This window comes from Lacimonas salitolerans (assembly GCF_042677865.1).
Lineage (GTDB): Bacteria > Pseudomonadota > Alphaproteobacteria > Rhodobacterales > Rhodobacteraceae > Lutimaribacter > Lutimaribacter salitolerans.
The window spans coordinates 1-16203 of sequence record NZ_JBHUDD010000042.1 but is presented as its reverse complement, the minus strand read 5'-3'; the positions used below and the strand labels follow the sequence as shown (position 1 = coordinate 16203).

Sequence of the window (16203 nt, the reverse complement as noted above, 5' to 3'; positions counted from 1 at the left end):
TGCCGTAGCGTTACGGACAGCTTGTCGCAGGCATGGCTTGACGCACCCGGCAAGATGCGTTTGCCTGATACTCAAAACGGAAAATCATTTCGCACAGCGAAAAGATGCTGCGAAATGAGTATGCAGAAGGGAGGGGGCTGCATGGCCGATACCGATACCGCGCTGGACGCGTTCCGCGCCGACATTGCGCAATGGATCGAAACCAGTTGCCCGGCGTCATTGCGCAACCGCCCGATGGGCGAGGATACGATGGTCTGGGGCGGCCGTCGCTGGCAGTTCAAGAACGACGCGCAAAAGGACTGGCTGGAGGCCGCCATCGCACGCGGCATGACCGCCCCGCGCTGGCCCACGGAATACGGCGGCGCAGGGCTGAGCCGCGCGCAGGAAAAGATCTATCGCGAGGAAATGGAGCGGCTGTCCGCCCCGCCCCCGCTGGAAAGCTTCGGCCTTTGGATGCTGGGCCCGGCGCTGCTGGCGTTTGGCAACGAAGAGCAGAAAATGCAGCACCTGCCGCCGATCACGCGCGGCGAAATCCGCTGGTGTCAGGGCTATTCCGAACCCGGCGCGGGCAGCGATCTGGCCAATGTCCAGACCCGGGCCGAGGACATGGGCGACCATTACCTTGTGAACGGGCAGAAGATCTGGACCTCTTACGCCGATCAGGCCGACTGGATCTTTGCGCTGGTGCGCACAGACCGCGACGCGCCCAAGCATCTGGGCATATCGTTCCTGCTGATGGACATGGACACCCCCGGCATCACCACCCGGCCAATCCAGCTGATCAGCGGCAAGTCCCCGTTCTGCGAAACCTTCTTTGACAACGTCAGGGTGCCCAAGGAGAACCTTGTGGGCACCGTAAACAAGGGCTGGGACATCGCCAAATATCTGTTGACGCACGAGCGCGAGATGATCGGCGGCGGTGCACGCGGCCTGCTGGGCGGGCGCGCGCTGGGGCAGGTTCTGGGCGATCTTGAAGGCGCGATGGACGACCCGGTGATCCGGGCCGAGGCGATGGCGTGCGAAGTCAACAGCCTTGCCTTTGCCATGACGATGGAACGCTACAAGGACCGCGCCGAGGCCGGGCAGGGCGTGGGCAATGCCAGCGCCATGCTGAAATACTATGGCACCGAGCTGAACAAGCGCCGGTATGAATTGCTGATGTCCGCGGGCGGGTCCGAGGTGCTGGAATGGGACGGGCCGCATGGGGCGCTGGCCCCCGAATGGCTGCGCACCAAGGCCAACTCGATCGAGGGCGGCACCTCCGAAGTGATGCTGGACATCATCGCCAAGCGCGTTCTTGAACTGCCAAGCCGGTGAGGAAACACCCATGACAAGCCTGCTGGAAACCGAAGACGAGGTGATGCTGCGCGACGCCGCACACGGCTTCGTCACCGACAGCGCCCCAGTGTCGAAACTGCGCGCAAGCCGAGATGCGGGCCGCGCCTTCGACCCCGCCCTGTGGGCCGAGATGGCGCAGATGGGCTGGACCGGCGTTCTGGTGCCCGAAGACTGCGGCGGGGCTGACATGGGCCACCGCGCGGCGGGTATCCTGGCCGAGGAAATGGGCCGCACGCTGGCCGCCTCGCCCTTCCTGAGCACCGCGGTTGTCGCTGCCACCACCCTGCGCGGGGTCGCTACCGACCGGGCGCGCGACGCTTTGGGCAAGATCGCAGGCGGTGACCTGATCTATGCGCTGGCGGTGGACGAGGGGCGCAAGCACGCACCAGACGCCACCGCGATGCAGGCCGAGCGGTCGGGCAACGGCTTTCGCCTGTCGGGCGTCAAAACCTTTGTCGCCGATGGCGCATCCGCCGATCGCGTTCTGGTTCTGGCACGCACGGCCGGTGCGGCAGGCGATGCGCAGGGCCTGACCCTGTTCGACATCGACGCAGCCCGCGCAGGCCTGACCCGTGACCGGCTGGACACAGTGGATGCGCGCGACCACGCACGCCTGACCTTCGACACTGTCGAGGCGACAGGCGACGACGTGCTGGGCGAGGTCAACAATGGCATGGCCATCCTGCAATCGGGGCTACGGGCCGGGCAGGCCGCGATGGCCGCCGAATTGCTGGGCGTGGCAGGCGGGGCCTATGCCATGACCGTCGGCTACCTGAAGGAACGCCGCCAGTTCGACCGCACCATCGGCAGTTTCCAGTCCCTGCAACACCGCGCCGCGCACCTGTGGGCCGAGATCGAGGTGACGGCCAGCGCGATTGCCAACGCGGGCCGGGTGCTGGATGAAACGCCGGATCAGGCACAACTCGCCGTGTCATTGGCCAAGGCGCGCGCGGCCCAAACCGCCGACCTGGCGGTGCGCGAAGGCGTGCAGATGCATGGCGGGATCGGCATGACCGACGCCTATGACATCGGATTTTACATGAAACGCGCCCGCGTCGGCACCGAATGGCTGGGCGACTACGGCTATCACGCGGCACAGGTCGCCGCCGCGCGCGGATTCTGAGGGAGAGAGAGACAGATGCAGATGACACCGGCAAACCTGAACGATCTGAGCGGCAAGGTGGCGCTTGTCACCGGCGGCTCGTCCGGCATCGGCCGCATGGCGACCGAGGGGCTGGCCGCTGCCGGTGCCCGCGTGCTGATCTGCAGCCGCAAGGCCGACGCCTGCGAGGCTGTCGCGGCCGAAATCAACGCCCTGGGCCTGCCCGGCACGGTCGAAGGGTTCGGCGGCGATGTCGCCACCGAAGCGGGCATCGAGGCGCTGGTGGCCGAGGTGAAGAACCGCACCGACACCCTGCATATCCTGATGAACAACGCGGGTCGCACATGGGGCGCACCGCTTGGCGAACACCCCTATCAGGCGTGGGAAAAGCTGCTGGCGCTGAACGTCACCGGCATGTTCCACCTTACCCAGATGCTGGTTCCCATGCTGGAGGCGGCGGCCACGCAGGACGACCCGGCCCGCATCATCAACGTGGGCTCGGTAATGGGCGACATCCCCAAGGGCACGGCCACCTATTCCTATGCCGTGTCCAAGGGCGCCGTGCATCACATGACACGCGTTCTTTCCAACGATCTGGCGCCGCGCTTCATCACCGTCAACGCCATCGCCCCCGGCCCCTTCGTGTCGAAAATGACCGCCTTTGCCATCGCCACCGAGGCAGGTCAGGCCGAGGCCGCCAAGGGCGTGCCGCTGGGCCGCGTGGGCCGGGACGAGGATATCGCGGGCACCGTGCAATTCCTGTGCAGCCGGGGAGCGGCCTATATCTCGGGCGCGATCCTGCCGCTGTCGGGGGGCATGCAGTCCAAGGCGCAGGGCACGCTGTTCAATCAGGATTTGTGACGATGACCGACAAGATCACGCTTGAGCAACTCAAGGCCCTGGAAGGGCAGCATTTCGGCACGTCGGAATGGATCAAGATCGACCAGAAACGCATCGACGCCTTTGCCGATTGCACGAACGACTGGCAATTCATTCATATCGAGCCGGAAAAGGCCGCGAAAACCCCCTTTGGCGGGACCATCGCGCATGGGTTCCTGACCCTGTCGATGCTGTCCACCATGGCCTATCAACTGCCCGTTCTGGAAGGCGTGGCCATGGGCGTGAACTATGGCTTTGAAAAGGTGCGCTTTGTCTCGCCGGTGCGGGCAGGGTCGCGCATCCGTGGGGTGTTCACCCTGAAAAAGGTGGATGTGCAGCCCGGATACGTGGCCACCGTGATGGATGTGACGGTCGAGATCGAAGGGCAGGACAAGCCCGCGCTGGTCGCCGAATGGATCGGGCGGCGGTATCTGGAGGATGCGGCATGAGCGAGATCAGGTTTGACGGCCGCGTGGCCATCGTTACCGGCGCAGGCGTCGGTCTGGGCCGCGCCCATGCGCTGGGTCTGGCTGCGCGCGGCGCCTCCGTGGTGGTCAACGATCTGGGCGCGGGCACCGATGGCAGCGGCACCAGTTCCGAGGCCGCGCGCGCCGTCGCCCATGAAATCCGCCAAAGCGGGGGCCGGGCCATCGCCAACGGGGCCGACGTGACAAACCCCGATCAGGTTCAGGCCATGGTCGATGAAACGCTGGCCGAATTCGGCCATGTGGACATCCTGGTCAACAACGCGGGCATCCTGCGCGACAAGACATTCGCCAAGCAGACGCTGGCCGATTTTCAGAAGGTCGTCGATGTGCACCTGATGGGCTCGGTCAACTGCACCCACGCCCTGTGGCGTCACATGATCGAGCGCGGGTATGGCCGCATCGTGTTCACCACCTCGGCCAGCGGGCTCTATGGCAACTTTGGCCAGTCCAACTATGGCGCGGCCAAGGCGGCGATGCTGGGGCTGATGAACGTGCTGGCGCAAGAGGGCGGGCGCAAGAATATCCGCGTCAACATGCTGGCCCCCACCGCCGCCACCCGCATGACCGAGGATCTGCTGCCGCCCGAAACGCTGGACCTGTTGCAGCCCGAAACCATCACTCCCGGCCTGTTGGCGCTGGTCTGCGACGACGCGCCCAGCCGGATGATCCTTGGGGCCGGTGCGGGCTGTTTCAGTGAAACCAGGATCTACGAGACCGCAGGCGTGGCCCTGCAAGGCGACGACCTGACCCCCGAGGGCGTGATGGCCCACATGGCGCAAATCCGCGATCCGCAGGGGCAGCAGGAAATGCCCGGCGCCTTCAACCAGACCCGAAAATATGCCCGCATGGCGGCGCAGGCCCGTGGCCTGCCCGCCCCGTGGGAAGACCTGTAAACAAAGGAACAGACCATGCGTGACGCCGTTATCGTATCCACCGCCCGCACTCCGATCGGCAAGGCCTATCGCGGGGCGTTCAACAACACCTCGGCGCAGGAACTGGCCGGGCACGCGATTGCCCATGCGGTCAAACGCGCCGGGCTGGACGGCTCGGAAATCAGCGATTGCATCATTGGAACCGCGATCCAGCAGGGCAGCACCGGCGGCAACATCGGTCGTCAGGCCGCGATCCGCGCCGGGCTGCCGGTGACCGTGGCGGGCATGTCGCTGGACCGGCAATGCGCGTCGGGCATGATGGCCATCGCCACGGCGGCCAAGCAGGTGATCCATGACGGCATGGACATCTGCATCGGCGGCGGCGTGGAATCGATCAGCCTTGTGCAGAACGAAAAGATGCGCACCGACTGGCTGGCCGACAAATGGACCAAGCAGCACAAGCCCGAGCTGTACATGTCGATGCTGGAAACCGCCGAGATCGTGGCCGAACGCTATGGCGTGTCGCGCGAGGATCAGGATGCCTATGCCCTGCAAAGCCAGCAGCGCACAGCCGCCGCACAAGAGGCGGGCAAGTTCGACGACGAGATCGTGCCGCTGACGACCACGATGGGCGTGATGGACAAGGAAACCAAAGAGATTTCCTTTAAGGAAGTCACTTTGGACAAGGACGAGGGCAACCGCCCCGGCACCACCATCGAGAACCTGCAAGGGCTGGCCCCGGTGTTCAAGAACGGCCAGAAGGTGCCCGAGGGCAAGTACATCACCGCCGGCAACGCCAGCCAGTTGTCCGACGGGGCATCCGCCGCCGTGATCATGGAGGCCGCCGAGGCCGAGCGCCGCGGGCTGGCCCCGCTGGGCCGCTACGTGGGCGTCATGGCCGCGGGCTGTGAACCCGACGAGATGGGCATCGGTCCGATCCACGCCGTGCCCAAGCTGCTAAAAGCGCATGGCCTGACGATGGACGACATCGGCCTGTGGGAACTGAACGAGGCATTTGCTTCGCAGGTTCTGCAATCGGCCCGCGTGCTGGGCATCCCGGGCGAGATCCTGAACGTGGACGGCGGTGCCATTTCCATCGGCCACCCCTATGGCATGTCGGGTGCCCGGATGGTCGGCCACGCCCTGATTGAAGGCAAACGCCGGGGCGCGAAATACGTCGTCTGCACCATGTGTGTCGGCGGCGGCATGGGGGCAGCCGGCCTGTTCGAGGTTCTGTAAAGCCGGGGGTGGGTTGGCACCCACCCTACCGCACCGACACGTAGGGTGGGTGCCAACCCACCCTCCCGACAACAAAGGTACTCATTCATGGCCCTGCCGCCCATCCTGCAAAACCTGCGCATCCCCGTGGTCGGATCGCCCCTGTTCATCATCTCGAATCCCGATCTGGTCATCGCGCAGTGCAAGGCTGGCATCGTCGGCGCGTTCCCCGCGCTGAACGCGCGCGAAAAGGACGGCGAGCCGATCATGCTCGAGGCCTGGCTGAAGCGGATCACCGAGGAACTGGACCGCCACAATCAGGCCAATCCCGACACTCCTGCCGCGCCCTATGCGGTCAACCAGATCGTGCACCGTTCCAATTCGCGGCTGGAGCGTGATCTTGAGATCTGCCATAAATGGAACGTGCCGATCTGGATCACCAGCCTTGGCGCGCGGGTCGAGGTGAACGAGGCCGCGCATGATTGCGGCGGCATCACCCTGCACGACATCATCAACAACCGCTTTGCCCACAAGGCCATCGAAAAGGGCGCCGATGGCCTGATCGCCGTGGCCGCCGGGGCGGGCGGGCATGCAGGCTCGCAATCGCCGCTGGCGCTGATTTCCGAGATCCGCGAATGGTTCGACGGCCCGCTGCTGCTGTCGGGGGCCATCTCGACCGGGCGGTCGATTCTGGCGGCGCAGGCGATGGGCGCCGATCTGGCCTATATCGGCAGCCCCTTCATCGCCACGGACGAGGCCAACGCCGTGCCCGATTACAAGCAGATGATCGCCGATCACGGGGCCGAGGATATCGTCTATTCCTCGCTGTTCACCGGGGTCTGGGGCAACTACCTCAAACCCTCGGTCGCGCGGGCGGGCATGGACCCCGACAACCTGCCGCAGGCCGATCCCAGCAGCATGAACTTTGGCGAGAACCGCGAGAAACCCAAAAGCTGGAAGGAAATCTGGGGCTCGGGTCAGGGCATCGGCGCGATCAAGCAGGTGCAGCCCGCCGCCGCGCTGGTCGATCAGCTGGCTCTGGAATACGACGCTGCCAAGGACGAGATGCGCAAACTGATCAATGGCTGAGCTTTTCGTCATACGCCACGCACAGGCCAGTTTCGGGGCCGCCGATTACGACCGGCTGTCCGACCTGGGCCACCGCCAGTCCCGCGCGCTGGGGCTGGCGCTGGCCGAACGCGGGGTGCGCCCGGACGCAGTGGCGGTGGGCACGCAGCGGCGGCACCGCGAAACGCTGGAGGGAATACTGACCGGGTTGGGCATGGACATGACCCCGCAGGTGCACCCGGGCCTGAACGAGTTCGACTTTACCGCCCTGCTGAATGCACGGTTCCGCGATGCCCCCGCCCCCGACAACATGCACACCGACCGCAAAAGCCATTTCCGCACCCTGCGCGACACGGTTCTGGCCTGGCAACGCGGCGAGATCAAGGACCCGCCCGAAACCTGGGCCGCGTTTACAGCCCGCGTGGAATCTGCCCGGCAGTCCCTGCTGCACCGCGACGCGCGACAGGTTCTGGCCGTCAGTTCTGGCGGCCCCATCGGTCAGCTTGTCGCCGCCACGCTGGGCACGCCGCCCGACCGCCAGATCGAACTGCAACTGCAAGCCCGCAACTGCGGCGTCACGCGCTTTGTCTATTCCGCGCGCGGGGCGTTTTTCTTCCACGGGTTCAACGAGACCCCGCACATCACGGCGGCCACTGAAAAAGAGCTGCTGACCTATAGCTGAGAGAGGGACGCGCATGACACCCCATGCCACCGCACAACTGGACACCGAGGCCGTCGCCAAGTGGCTGTCAGAGCATATGCCCGGCTTCGAAGGCCCGATCGAGGCCACGAAATTTCCCGGCGGGCAATCGAACCCGACGTTCCTTCTGAAAACGCCCAAGGCCAACTACGTGCTGCGGCGCAAACCGTCCGGGCAACTGCTGAAATCCGCCCATGCGGTCGACCGCGAATTCCGTGTGCAGCGCGCGCTGGCCGAGACCGATGTGCCTGTGGCAAAGATGCATGTGCTGTGCGAGGATGACAGCGTCATCGGCTCGATGTTCTATGTGATGGACCATGTCCAGGGCCGCCATTTCGACGACCCGCGCCTGCCCGATCTGGCCCATGACGAGCGCCGCCCGCTGATGGACGAGATGAACCGCGTGCTCGCCGCCATCCACGGCGTCGATCTGGCCGCCACCGGGCTGGACGACTATGGCCCCGAAGGCAGCTATTATGCCCGCCAGATCGGCCGCTGGACCAAGCAGTACCGCGCCTCGGAAACCGAGGACATCCCCCAGATGGAAGAGCTGATCGCCTGGCTCGAGGCCAACATGCCCGAGGATGACGGCCAGCGCACACTGGTGCATGGCGACTACCGCATCGACAACATCCTGTTCGCCACAGATGCCCCGCGTTGTGCCGCCGTGCTGGATTGGGAGCTGTCGACCACCGGCCACCCCTATGCCGATCTGGGCGCGGTGATCATGCAATGGGGCATGCCACCCGGCAACGAAGGGCGCGGTCTGGCCGGCGTGGACCGTCACGCGCAGGGGCTGATGACCGATCAGGAATTCATCGAGGCCTATTGCGCCCGCCGGGGCATCGCCGGGATCGACCGCTTCGGCTTTTACCTTGCCTTCAACTATTTCCGCATGGGGGCGATCCTGCAAGGCGTGCTGAAACGCGCGCTGGATGGCAACGCCTCGAACCCCGAACGCGCGATGCGGCTTGGCGATTACGTGCCCCGCTTTGCCGAAGCCGGACTGAAGGCTGCCAGAAATGTCTGACACGCTTGACCCGAAACTGATCGAACCGCCCTACCCGCTTCAGGCGCATATGGGCTTTGTCATGGCAGACTGGCAGCCGGATTATTCCCGATGGGAATTGCCGATCGCACCGCATCTGGGCAATCGCTTCGGCATCGTGCATGGTGGTGTGCATGCGATGATGCTGGACACGGTGATGGGATTCTGCGGCTGCTACACCGGCGATCCCGATGCGCCGCAACACGCCATGACCCTGTCGATGACCACCAACTTCCTGTCACAGGCCAAGGGCGATCTGCTGATCGCCGAAGGCTTCCGCACCGGCGGCGGGCGCAAGACCTTCTTTGCCCGCGCGCAACTGACCGACAATACGGGCGAGCTGATTGCCACCGCCACCGGCGTGTTCCGCTATCGCAACNTTCGGACAAAAACTTTCGCTGCCAAACCGAAAGGACCACGACCATGACAGACCAGATGACCCGCGTCATCCTTGCCCGCCGCCCCACTGGCGCACCCGTGGACGAGGATTTCAAACTCGACACCTGCCCGATCCCCGATCCCGGCGAGGGCGAGGTTCTGGTGCGCGTGCATTACATGTCGCTCGACCCCTACATGCGGGGCCGTATGGATGACGCGAAATCCTATGCCACGCCGATTCCGGTGGGCGGCACCATGGAAGGCGGCAGCGTGGGCGAGGTGATCGCCTCGAACCACCCCGATTTCGCACCCGGCGATTTTGCCTTCGGCATGTTCGGCTGGGCCACTCACGGCGTGCAGCCCGGCAAGATGATCCGCAAGGTCGACCCGGCCCATGGCCCGATCACCGCTTCGCTGGGCGTGCTGGGCATGCCCGGCTTTACCGGATGGTACGGCCTGACCCAGTATGGCCAGCCCAAAGAAGGTGAAACCGTCGTCGTGGCCGCCGCGACCGGGCCCGTCGGTTCGATGGTCGGGCAGCTTGCCAAGGCGCGCGGCTGTCGCGTCGTGGGCGTCGCCGGCGGACCGGAAAAGTGCAAGATGGCGGTCGAGACTTTCGGTTTTGACGATTGTCTGGATCACCGCGCCTATGCCGACGCCAAAGAGATGCGCGAGGCGCTGGCATCGGCCTGCCCCAAGGGCATCGACATCTATTTCGAAAATGTCGCGGGCAAGGTGCTGGAAGGCGTGCTGCCGCGGATGAACGTCGGCGGGCGCATCCCCGTCTGCGGCATGATCAGCTGGTACAACGCCGGGGCGCTGGGGGCCGATGCCGGTGGCACAAAGGACCAGTTGCCAAAGATGTGGCGCACGATCCTTGTGAACCGCTTGCATGTGCACGGCTTCATCATCTCGGATCACTGGAACAGCTTTCCCGAGTTCCTGCGCGAGGTCGGGCCGATGGTCGCCAGTGGTAAGCTGAAGTTTGTCGAGGATGTGGCCGAAGGGCTGGAAAACGCGCCGCGCGCCTTCATGGGCCTGCTCGAAGGGCGCAACAAGGGCAAGCAGGTCGTCAAGGTGATCTGAAGCCGATCAAGATCGCAAGGTGGGCCAACCGGCCCACCTTACCCCTGCGCCACGATCCGCACCGCCAGCGCGCCGAAGATCAGCGCCGAGACCTTGCCCATCACCCCCGAGGCCCGCGTCACCGCAGCCCCCAGCCAGCCCGCCGCCGCGCCATAGGCGCCGGTGATGACCAGCCCCGTCACGATGAACAATGCGCCCAGCACCGCCATCTGCGGCCCGATGTCCCCGATGCCGGGGTCGGCGAACTGCGGCAGGAACGCCATGATGAACAGCGCCACCTTGGGGTTCAGCGCGTTGGTGACAAACCCGCGCCATACCGCCCGGCCCGCCTGTGCCGCCCCCTGCCCCGGCCGGGGCGGTGGCGCGCGCCACGCCTTGACCGCCAGCCACAGCAGGTAGGCCGCACCAAGATAGCGGATCGCCTCATGCGCGCCGGGCACGGCCAGGATCGCCGCCGACACGCCCGCCACCGCCAGCGCCACATGCAGAACCGAGCCCAGCGCCACGCCTGCTGCTGCCGCCATGCCGACACGCGGCCCGCCCTGCGCGCCACTGGCCATGGCGAACATCACGTCCGACCCCGGCGTCAGGTTCAGGACAATCCCCGCCAGCAGGAAGGCGGCGATCGTTGCAGGGTCCATCGCGGCAAGGGTGGCCAGCATCAGAACGGGTCCAGCATCGGCAGCCCGTCCGCGATGTCATAGTAATCGGCCTTGTCACCGACAAAGATGTGTTTCGCCAGCCGCGTGCCCGTGGGGGTGTCCAGCGCACCTGCCCCGACCGAGATCTTGCCCTCGCCATCCATCCGGTAGAACAGGCTGGATCCGCAGGTGCCGCAAAACCCGCGCTGCGCCATGGTTGACGAGCGATACCAGCGCAGCGCCGCCTGCCCCTCGATCCGCAGATCGGCGTCCGCCACCAGCGTGCCCGCCCAGACATGGCCCGAGGTGCGGCGGCACTGGCTGCAATGACAGGCCACCGGTGACACCAGCGCCGCCGCGATCTCGAACCGGACGGCCCCACATTCGCATCTGCCTGTGTGCATCATGCTCTCCCTCAGACTGACCAGCGCCGCACTGCGCGCGCGATGCGTGCCCCGAACCGCCGCGCGGTTTCCAGATCACCGGGCGGGATCATCTGCGCCTTGTCGCGGTCCGACACCGCGCCCAGCCCCAGCCAGATGCCGCTCGCGTTTATCCCCTCGTTCACGGGATCGACCGGCGCGCCGATCTGGTCCTGCCCGATCCAGACCATCCCGTGCTGCATGGCAAAGGTCAGCAATTGCTGCAGCGTCACCAGCTTGTCACCACCCGGAAAGATCGCCACCGTGAACCCCGCCGCCAGCTTGTCGGCCCAGGCCTGAACGGCCCACAGGTCGCCGGTGGCATCCATGAAGGTTTTGAACCCCGCCGCGGCGCTGCCCAAATAGGTTGGCGTGCCCATGACGATGGCATCCGCCGCCTCCAGCGCCTGCCAGTCGGTGCTGCCCATCTTTTCCACGTCGATCAGCCGGGCGTTGCAGCCATGATCACCCAGGGCCGTGGCAATTTCCTGCGCCAGCCGCCGCGTGTGCCCCCGGCCCGAGCAATAGGGAATGGCGACATTCGGCATCATTGCACCCAACCGACAGCATCGCCTGCCCGAATGTCGCCCGAAGATACCTGTGCCTGCACCTGCCTGCCCTCGCCTTTCGGCGCAGATTGCGCCAAACGCGGGCCAAGCGCAACGCGCCACGCTACAGCATCGGCACCGTGCAGCGCGGTTGGGCGATCGGGGTGAAATCACCCAGCGCCACAGCCTCGCGCCAGGTCAGGATCGGGCGCACCGCCGCCATCGGCGGCACGTCCGGCGCATCGGGCAAGGGCACCCAATCGGGCACGGCGCGCAGGCTTTCGCAAGGCGCACCTTCGGCCAGCAGCAATTCGTGCCTGTCCAGCAAAAGATGCACGTAAGTCACATGCGGCGTTGGCGCATAGCGGATCATCCGCCCGTCGACCAGCGCCCGGATCGGCACCAGAACTTCCGCGTGACCGAACAGCATCTCGGCCCGGCCCGAGCGGATCATCACCATGTGCTGCGCAGACAAGCGCAACGGCGCACCATTGCCCAACACGCCCTCGCGGATCAGCACGGGCGTCAGCGCATCACGCCCCACCACGCGCCGCTGCGCCGTCCATAGCAGGGGTCGCCCCCCGGAATCCACCGTGACCACCAGATCTCCGGCGGCCAGATCAGCCGCCCGGCGCAGACCATAGGGTGTGGCAATCCGGGCCTCGGCGTCAAAACAGATGAAGCTGTGGCTGTAGGCCGGGTTCTGATCGGTGGTATAGAACCCCGGCTTGGCCGACGCGGTGAAATTGTCCCAATACCAGCCTTCGAGATTTTCGCCGGGGGTCCAGATCACCTGCGCGGGGTTTCCGCCGGTATCCAGCCCCTCGAACACCACGATACCGCCACCCGTCGGCCCCGGATCGCTGCGCACCACAACCGCGTTCAGGATGGTGGTGCCGCCATTGCCGCCGAATGTCACCTCGTAGACATCACCCGGTTCGAACAGGCGCGGATCGTCATCCCCGGCTTTGGTGGTGATCACCAGATCCTTGGTGCTGTTGGGCGGGTAGTCAAAGGTCGAGGTTCCGGGGCCGTTGTTCACATTGCCCCCGGTGGCCACAGCGAATTCGTTGTCTCCTGCATAGATTGAAAACGGCATCCCGCCCCCCTTTGCGCGAGATGATTATCGCGGCAGGGCTGAACCCAGGCTTAATGCGGAACCCATATATTCCGAAAATATTATGGATCAGACCGGCAGGGCCGTGGTGCTGATCACCGTGCGCAAGGCAAAGGAGGATTGCATCTGCGTGACGCCGGGCAGGCGCGACAGGTGCTGACGGTGGATGCGGGCGAAATCCTCGGTGTTCTCGGCCACGACTTTCAGGATGTAATCCGCCGTCCCGGCCATCAGGTGACATTCCTGCACGTTGGGGATGCGCGCCACCGCCTTCTCGAACGCATCCAGAATATCGTCGGTCTGCCCGCGCAGGGTGATTTCCACATAGACGATGCTGGCCACGCCCATTTTGCGCGGATCCAGCAGGGCCACGTAATCGCGGATGTAGCCATCGCTTTCCAGCCGCTGCACCCGCCTGTGACAGGCCGAGGGCGACAGGTTCACCGCCTCGGACAGGTCCGCGTTCGAAATACGCCCGCGCTTTTGCAGAACCGAGAGAATCCGCCGATCCGTCGCATCCAAAGTCATTTTCGCATAATCCTTCGATCTGGCGCAGGGTGTTGCGAAGATTATTCACAAGATTCGGGTCAACGCGATCGAAATATCAACCCGATTGCACGACAGATGCGACAGTCTGGCAGATAATTGCAAGGGAGGAGACCCAATGAAAATCGGTTGCCCGAAAGAAATCAAGCCGCAGGAGTACCGAGTCGGCCTGACGCCCAATGCCGCGCGCGAGGCGGTGGCCCACGGCCATACCGTTCTGATCGAAACCGGCGCCGGGCGCGGCGCGGGCTTTGAAGACACCGATTACACCGAGGCCGGCGCGCGGATCCTCGACACCGCAGACGCGGTGTTCGCCGAGGCCGACATGATCGTCAAGGTCAAGGAACCGCAGGCCCGCGAGCGCAAGATGCTGCGCGAGGGGCAGGTGCTGTTCACCTACCTGCATCTGGCCCCCGACCCCGAGCAGACACATGACCTGCTGGCCTCGGGCGCGACCTGCATCGCCTATGAAACCGTCACCGACGATCGCGGCGGCCTGCCGCTGCTGGCCCCGATGTCCGAAGTCGCAGGCAAACTGGCCCCGCAGGTCGGAAGCTGGACGCTGCAAAAGGCCAATGGCGGGCGCGGTGTGCTGATGGGCGGCGTGCCGGGTGTGGGCCCCGCCCGCGTGGTGGTGATCGGCGGCGGCGTCGTCGGCACGCAGGCCGCGCGCGTGGCCGCCGGCATGGGTGCGGATGTCACCGTGCTGGACATGTCTCTGGCCCGCCTGCGCTATCTCGACGATGCCTTCCGGTCCGAGTTCAAGACCGCCCATGCATCAAAGGGCAACACCGCCGACCTGGTGGCGCAGGCCGACATGGTGGTCGGTGCCGTGCTGATCCCCGGGGCCGCCGCGCCCAAGCTGATCAGCCGCGCGCAACTGGCCACGATGAAACCGGGCGCGGTGCTGGTGGATGTGGCGATCGACCAGGGCGGCTGTTTCGAGACGTCAAAGGCCACCACCCACGACGATCCGATCTATGACGTGGACGGGATCATGCATTACTGCGTGGCCAACATGCCGGGGGCGGTTGCCCGCACCTCGACCATCGCGCTTGGCAATGCCACCATGCCCTTCATGCTGGCGCTGGCCGACAAGGGGTGGAAACAGGCCTGCGCCGACGATCCCCACCTGCTGAACGGTCTGAACGTGCACGCGGGCAAGCTGACCTATTACGCCGTCGGCAAGGCCCTTGGCATCGACGTGACATCGCCGCAACTGGTGATCAAAAGCTGAACGTACAAGCCGCGCCGCGGACCTGCCGGTGTATCATCGGCCCCGACAGTGCAAACAGGGGGCCGATGCCTACAGCCTACGTGAAATATGCGCTTGCGCCGGTTCTGGCATTGCAGGGACTTGCGCTGCGCCGGGGCGGACCGCGCCTGCCCGAACCACCCGGACCCCGGCAGGGTATAGCGGGCACCGGCCCGATGCTGCGCCTGCTGATCGCCGGTGACAGCTCGGCGGCCGGGGTGGGTGCTGCGCATCAGGAACAGGCGCTGTCGGGGCATCTTGTTGCGGGCCTTGCCCGCCAGAGCCGCGTGCACTGGCGGCTCGAGGCCCAAAGCGGCGACACCACGGCCGCCTGCCTGCGCCGGTTGCACGGTCTTGCGCCCGCGCGGTTCGACTTGGCTGTGCTGGCCCTGGGCGTGAACGATGTGACATCCGGGCTGCCGCGCCGGATCTGGCTGCACCGCCAGCGCGCGTTGCACGCCCTGTTGCGCCACAAGTTCGGCGTGCGTCGGATATATGCCTCGGGGTTGCCGCCAATGGGAGCGTTTCCCAGCCTGACAGGCCCGCTGAAATGGATCATGGGGGCCGAGGCCGCACGGTTCGATGCAGCCCTTGCGGAGCTTGCCGCGCGCACCCCCGATCTGTGCCATGTGCCCTTCGATCAGCCGATGGACACCGCTTTGATGGCCAGTGACGGGTTTCACCCCGGCCCACAGGTCTATGCCCGGTGGGCCGGGGTGCTGACCGATCGCATTCTGACCGATCGCACGATCAAGGGCGATCAGGCCTGATTGCGCAGCGCATCGCGGATTTCCATCAGGATATCCAGTTCGCTTGGCCCGGCGGGCTTGTCCTCGGCGGGGGTTTCATCCCTTGCGGCGGCCTCCTTGACCCGGTTGACCATCTTGACCAGCACGAAGACCACGAAGGCGATGATCAGGAAATTGATCACCGCCATCACGAAGGCACCATAGGCGAACACCGCCGCCCCGGCCTCGCGCGCGGCGTCAAGGCTGGCCCCGGCAGGAACATCGCCGGACAGGATTGCGTAATGGTTGGTGAAATCCAGCCCACCGGTGAACAGCCCGATGATCGGGTTGATCAGGTCACCCACCATCGAACTGACGATGGCGGTAAAGGCCGCCCCGATGATGATCCCCACGGCCATGTCCATGACATTGCCGCGCGCGATGAAATCCCTGAACTCTTGAATCATGTATCCCACGTCCTTTTCGAAGGTAAAAAGCGCCCCTGCGGCGCCGATCTGAGCCTTGCATGGCTATGGGAAAATTCAACGCTTTTCGAGACGCGACCGAACGGCATTTCCACCCTGCCCTGATCCAAAGGCGCGCGCGTGCCGCGCGCCCATGGTATCTCGCCTGCGCCCTTGCGGGCTTCGCCTCGGGCCGCCTGTGGCGATGTTGTGCGCCGTGTCTGGCGCATGCGCGGGCGGCAGGCGTCGGATGCCTGCCGCGCGACAAACAGGCTGAGAATCCAGCGTCAATCAGGATGAGAACG

19 protein-coding genes are annotated in these 16203 nt (G+C 65.4%); 13 read left to right on the top strand and 6 right to left on the bottom strand.

All coding sequences use genetic code 11. The annotated features are described in order from the left end of the window. The first annotated feature begins 141 nt into the window (after positions 1–141). The 11 genes from ACFTOW_RS06080 to ACFTOW_RS06030 all read left to right on the top strand — a co-directional run bounded on the left by ACFTOW_RS06080 (position 142) and on the right by ACFTOW_RS06030 (position 10177). Entirely contained in the window at positions 142–1317 is a 1176-nt protein-coding gene (locus ACFTOW_RS06080) for an acyl-CoA dehydrogenase family protein (RefSeq protein WP_379914115.1), read from the top strand. A 10-nt stretch (positions 1318–1327) separates the two neighbouring features. Continuing rightward, a complete protein-coding gene (locus ACFTOW_RS06075) occupies positions 1328–2461 on the top strand; it encodes an acyl-CoA dehydrogenase family protein (protein ID WP_379914113.1) in 1134 nt (377 codons plus the stop codon). 21 nt (positions 2462–2482) lie between these two features. Further along, entirely contained in the window at positions 2483–3301 is an 819-nt protein-coding gene (locus tag ACFTOW_RS06070) for an SDR family NAD(P)-dependent oxidoreductase (protein ID WP_379914152.1), read from the top strand. 2 nt (positions 3302–3303) lie between these two features. After that, on the top strand, positions 3304–3768 hold the full coding sequence (locus tag ACFTOW_RS06065; RefSeq protein ID WP_379914111.1) for a MaoC family dehydratase: 465 nt from the start codon (positions 3304–3306) through the stop codon (positions 3766–3768). Continuing rightward, entirely contained in the window at positions 3765–4700 is a 936-nt protein-coding gene (locus ACFTOW_RS06060; protein ID WP_379914109.1) for an SDR family NAD(P)-dependent oxidoreductase, read from the top strand. The genes ACFTOW_RS06065 and ACFTOW_RS06060 overlap by 4 nt, the downstream gene beginning before the upstream one ends. A 15-nt stretch (positions 4701–4715) precedes the next feature. After that, positions 4716–5918 (top strand): acetyl-CoA C-acyltransferase, encoded by a 1203-nt coding sequence (locus tag ACFTOW_RS06055; protein WP_379914107.1) that lies wholly within the window; start codon positions 4716–4718, stop codon positions 5916–5918. A gap of 87 nt (positions 5919–6005) precedes the next feature. Further along, positions 6006–6986 carry an NAD(P)H-dependent flavin oxidoreductase gene (locus tag ACFTOW_RS06050; RefSeq protein ID WP_379914105.1) on the top strand — a complete coding sequence of 327 codons (981 nt, stop codon included), beginning with the start codon at positions 6006–6008 and terminating at the stop codon, positions 6984–6986. Beyond that, entirely contained in the window at positions 6979–7647 is a 669-nt protein-coding gene (locus ACFTOW_RS06045; protein WP_379914103.1) for a histidine phosphatase family protein, read from the top strand. The genes ACFTOW_RS06050 and ACFTOW_RS06045 overlap by 8 nt, the downstream gene beginning before the upstream one ends. Positions 7648–7660: 13 nt before the next feature. Then, on the top strand, positions 7661–8695 hold the full coding sequence (locus tag ACFTOW_RS06040; RefSeq protein ID WP_379914101.1) for a phosphotransferase family protein: 1035 nt from the start codon (positions 7661–7663) through the stop codon (positions 8693–8695). Beyond that, positions 8688–9140 (top strand): PaaI family thioesterase, encoded by a 453-nt coding sequence (locus ACFTOW_RS06035; protein WP_379914099.1) that lies wholly within the window; start codon positions 8688–8690, stop codon positions 9138–9140. Before ACFTOW_RS06040 ends, ACFTOW_RS06035 begins: the two co-directional genes overlap by 8 nt. Then, complete coding sequence (locus ACFTOW_RS06030; protein ID WP_379914097.1) at positions 9137–10177, top strand: NADP-dependent oxidoreductase; 1041 nt, start codon at positions 9137–9139, stop codon at positions 10175–10177. The genes ACFTOW_RS06035 and ACFTOW_RS06030 overlap by 4 nt, the downstream gene beginning before the upstream one ends. 38 nt (positions 10178–10215) lie before the next feature. Here ACFTOW_RS06030 and ACFTOW_RS06025 read toward each other — a convergent pair whose 3' ends face one another. The 5 genes from ACFTOW_RS06025 to ACFTOW_RS06005 all read right to left on the bottom strand — a co-directional run bounded on the left by ACFTOW_RS06025 (position 10216) and on the right by ACFTOW_RS06005 (position 13433). After that, positions 10216–10839, bottom strand: coding sequence for a LysE family translocator (locus tag ACFTOW_RS06025; RefSeq protein WP_379914095.1), 624 nt, complete (start codon positions 10837–10839; stop codon positions 10216–10218). Next, a complete protein-coding gene (locus ACFTOW_RS06020; protein WP_379914093.1) occupies positions 10839–11222 on the bottom strand; it encodes a GFA family protein in 384 nt (127 codons plus the stop codon). The genes ACFTOW_RS06025 and ACFTOW_RS06020 overlap by 1 nt, the downstream gene beginning before the upstream one ends. An 11-nt stretch (positions 11223–11233) precedes the next feature. Beyond that, positions 11234–11788, bottom strand: a complete 555-nt coding sequence (locus tag ACFTOW_RS06015; protein ID WP_379914091.1) for a flavodoxin family protein — start codon at positions 11786–11788, stop codon at positions 11234–11236. A gap of 124 nt (positions 11789–11912) precedes the next feature. Further along, positions 11913–12887: a Hint domain-containing protein gene (locus ACFTOW_RS06010; protein ID WP_379914089.1), complete on the bottom strand. Its 975-nt coding sequence runs from the start codon at positions 12885–12887 to the stop codon at positions 11913–11915. 87 nt (positions 12888–12974) lie between these two features. Next, positions 12975–13433, bottom strand: a complete 459-nt coding sequence (locus ACFTOW_RS06005) for an Lrp/AsnC family transcriptional regulator (protein WP_379914087.1) — start codon at positions 13431–13433, stop codon at positions 12975–12977. Between the two features lie 136 nt (positions 13434–13569). On the opposite strand from ACFTOW_RS06005, the gene ald reads away from it, so the two are divergent. After that, positions 13570–14688 (top strand): alanine dehydrogenase, encoded by a 1119-nt coding sequence (ald, locus tag ACFTOW_RS06000; protein WP_379914085.1) that lies wholly within the window; start codon positions 13570–13572, stop codon positions 14686–14688. 65 nt (positions 14689–14753) lie between these two features. After that, a complete protein-coding gene (locus tag ACFTOW_RS05995; protein WP_379914083.1) occupies positions 14754–15476 on the top strand; it encodes an SGNH/GDSL hydrolase family protein in 723 nt (240 codons plus the stop codon). On the opposite strand, the gene mscL is transcribed toward ACFTOW_RS05995, so the two are convergent. Next, positions 15467–15901, bottom strand: coding sequence for a large conductance mechanosensitive channel protein MscL (mscL, locus tag ACFTOW_RS05990; protein ID WP_379914081.1), 435 nt, complete (start codon positions 15899–15901; stop codon positions 15467–15469). The genes ACFTOW_RS05995 and mscL overlap by 10 nt on opposite strands. Positions 15902–16203: the final 302 nt, after the last annotated feature.

Bases quoted from the DNA above. Each gene is read 5' to 3' on its own strand.
- ACFTOW_RS06080 (WP_379914115.1), top strand. From the start codon at position 142: ATGGCCGATACCGATACCGCGCTGGACGCGTTCCGCGCCGACATTGCG.
- ACFTOW_RS06075 (WP_379914113.1), top strand. From the start codon at position 1,328: ATGACAAGCCTGCTGGAAACCGAAGACGAGGTGATGCTGCGCGACGCC.
- ACFTOW_RS06070 (WP_379914152.1), top strand. From the start codon at position 2,483: ATGACACCGGCAAACCTGAACGATCTGAGCGGCAAGGTGGCGCTTGTC.
- ACFTOW_RS06065 (WP_379914111.1), top strand. From the start codon at position 3,304: ATGACCGACAAGATCACGCTTGAGCAACTCAAGGCCCTGGAAGGGCAG.
- ACFTOW_RS06060 (WP_379914109.1), top strand. From the start codon at position 3,765: ATGAGCGAGATCAGGTTTGACGGCCGCGTGGCCATCGTTACCGGCGCA.
- ACFTOW_RS06055 (WP_379914107.1), top strand. From the start codon at position 4,716: ATGCGTGACGCCGTTATCGTATCCACCGCCCGCACTCCGATCGGCAAG.
- ACFTOW_RS06050 (WP_379914105.1), top strand. From the start codon at position 6,006: ATGGCCCTGCCGCCCATCCTGCAAAACCTGCGCATCCCCGTGGTCGGA.
- ACFTOW_RS06045 (WP_379914103.1), top strand. From the start codon at position 6,979: ATGGCTGAGCTTTTCGTCATACGCCACGCACAGGCCAGTTTCGGGGCC.
- ACFTOW_RS06040 (WP_379914101.1), top strand. From the start codon at position 7,661: ATGACACCCCATGCCACCGCACAACTGGACACCGAGGCCGTCGCCAAG.
- ACFTOW_RS06030 (WP_379914097.1), top strand. From the start codon at position 9,137: ATGACAGACCAGATGACCCGCGTCATCCTTGCCCGCCGCCCCACTGGC.
- ACFTOW_RS06025 (WP_379914095.1), bottom strand. From the start codon at position 10,839: ATGCTGGCCACCCTTGCCGCGATGGACCCTGCAACGATCGCCGCCTTC.
- ACFTOW_RS06020 (WP_379914093.1), bottom strand. From the start codon at position 11,222: ATGCACACAGGCAGATGCGAATGTGGGGCCGTCCGGTTCGAGATCGCG.
- ACFTOW_RS06015 (WP_379914091.1), bottom strand. From the start codon at position 11,788: ATGCCGAATGTCGCCATTCCCTATTGCTCGGGCCGGGGGCACACGCGG.
- ACFTOW_RS06010 (WP_379914089.1), bottom strand. From the start codon at position 12,887: ATGCCGTTTTCAATCTATGCAGGAGACAACGAATTCGCTGTGGCCACC.
- ACFTOW_RS06005 (WP_379914087.1), bottom strand. From the start codon at position 13,433: ATGACTTTGGATGCGACGGATCGGCGGATTCTCTCGGTTCTGCAAAAG.
- ald (WP_379914085.1), top strand. From the start codon at position 13,570: ATGAAAATCGGTTGCCCGAAAGAAATCAAGCCGCAGGAGTACCGAGTC.
- ACFTOW_RS05995 (WP_379914083.1), top strand. From the start codon at position 14,754: ATGCCTACAGCCTACGTGAAATATGCGCTTGCGCCGGTTCTGGCATTG.
- mscL (WP_379914081.1), bottom strand. From the start codon at position 15,901: ATGATTCAAGAGTTCAGGGATTTCATCGCGCGCGGCAATGTCATGGAC.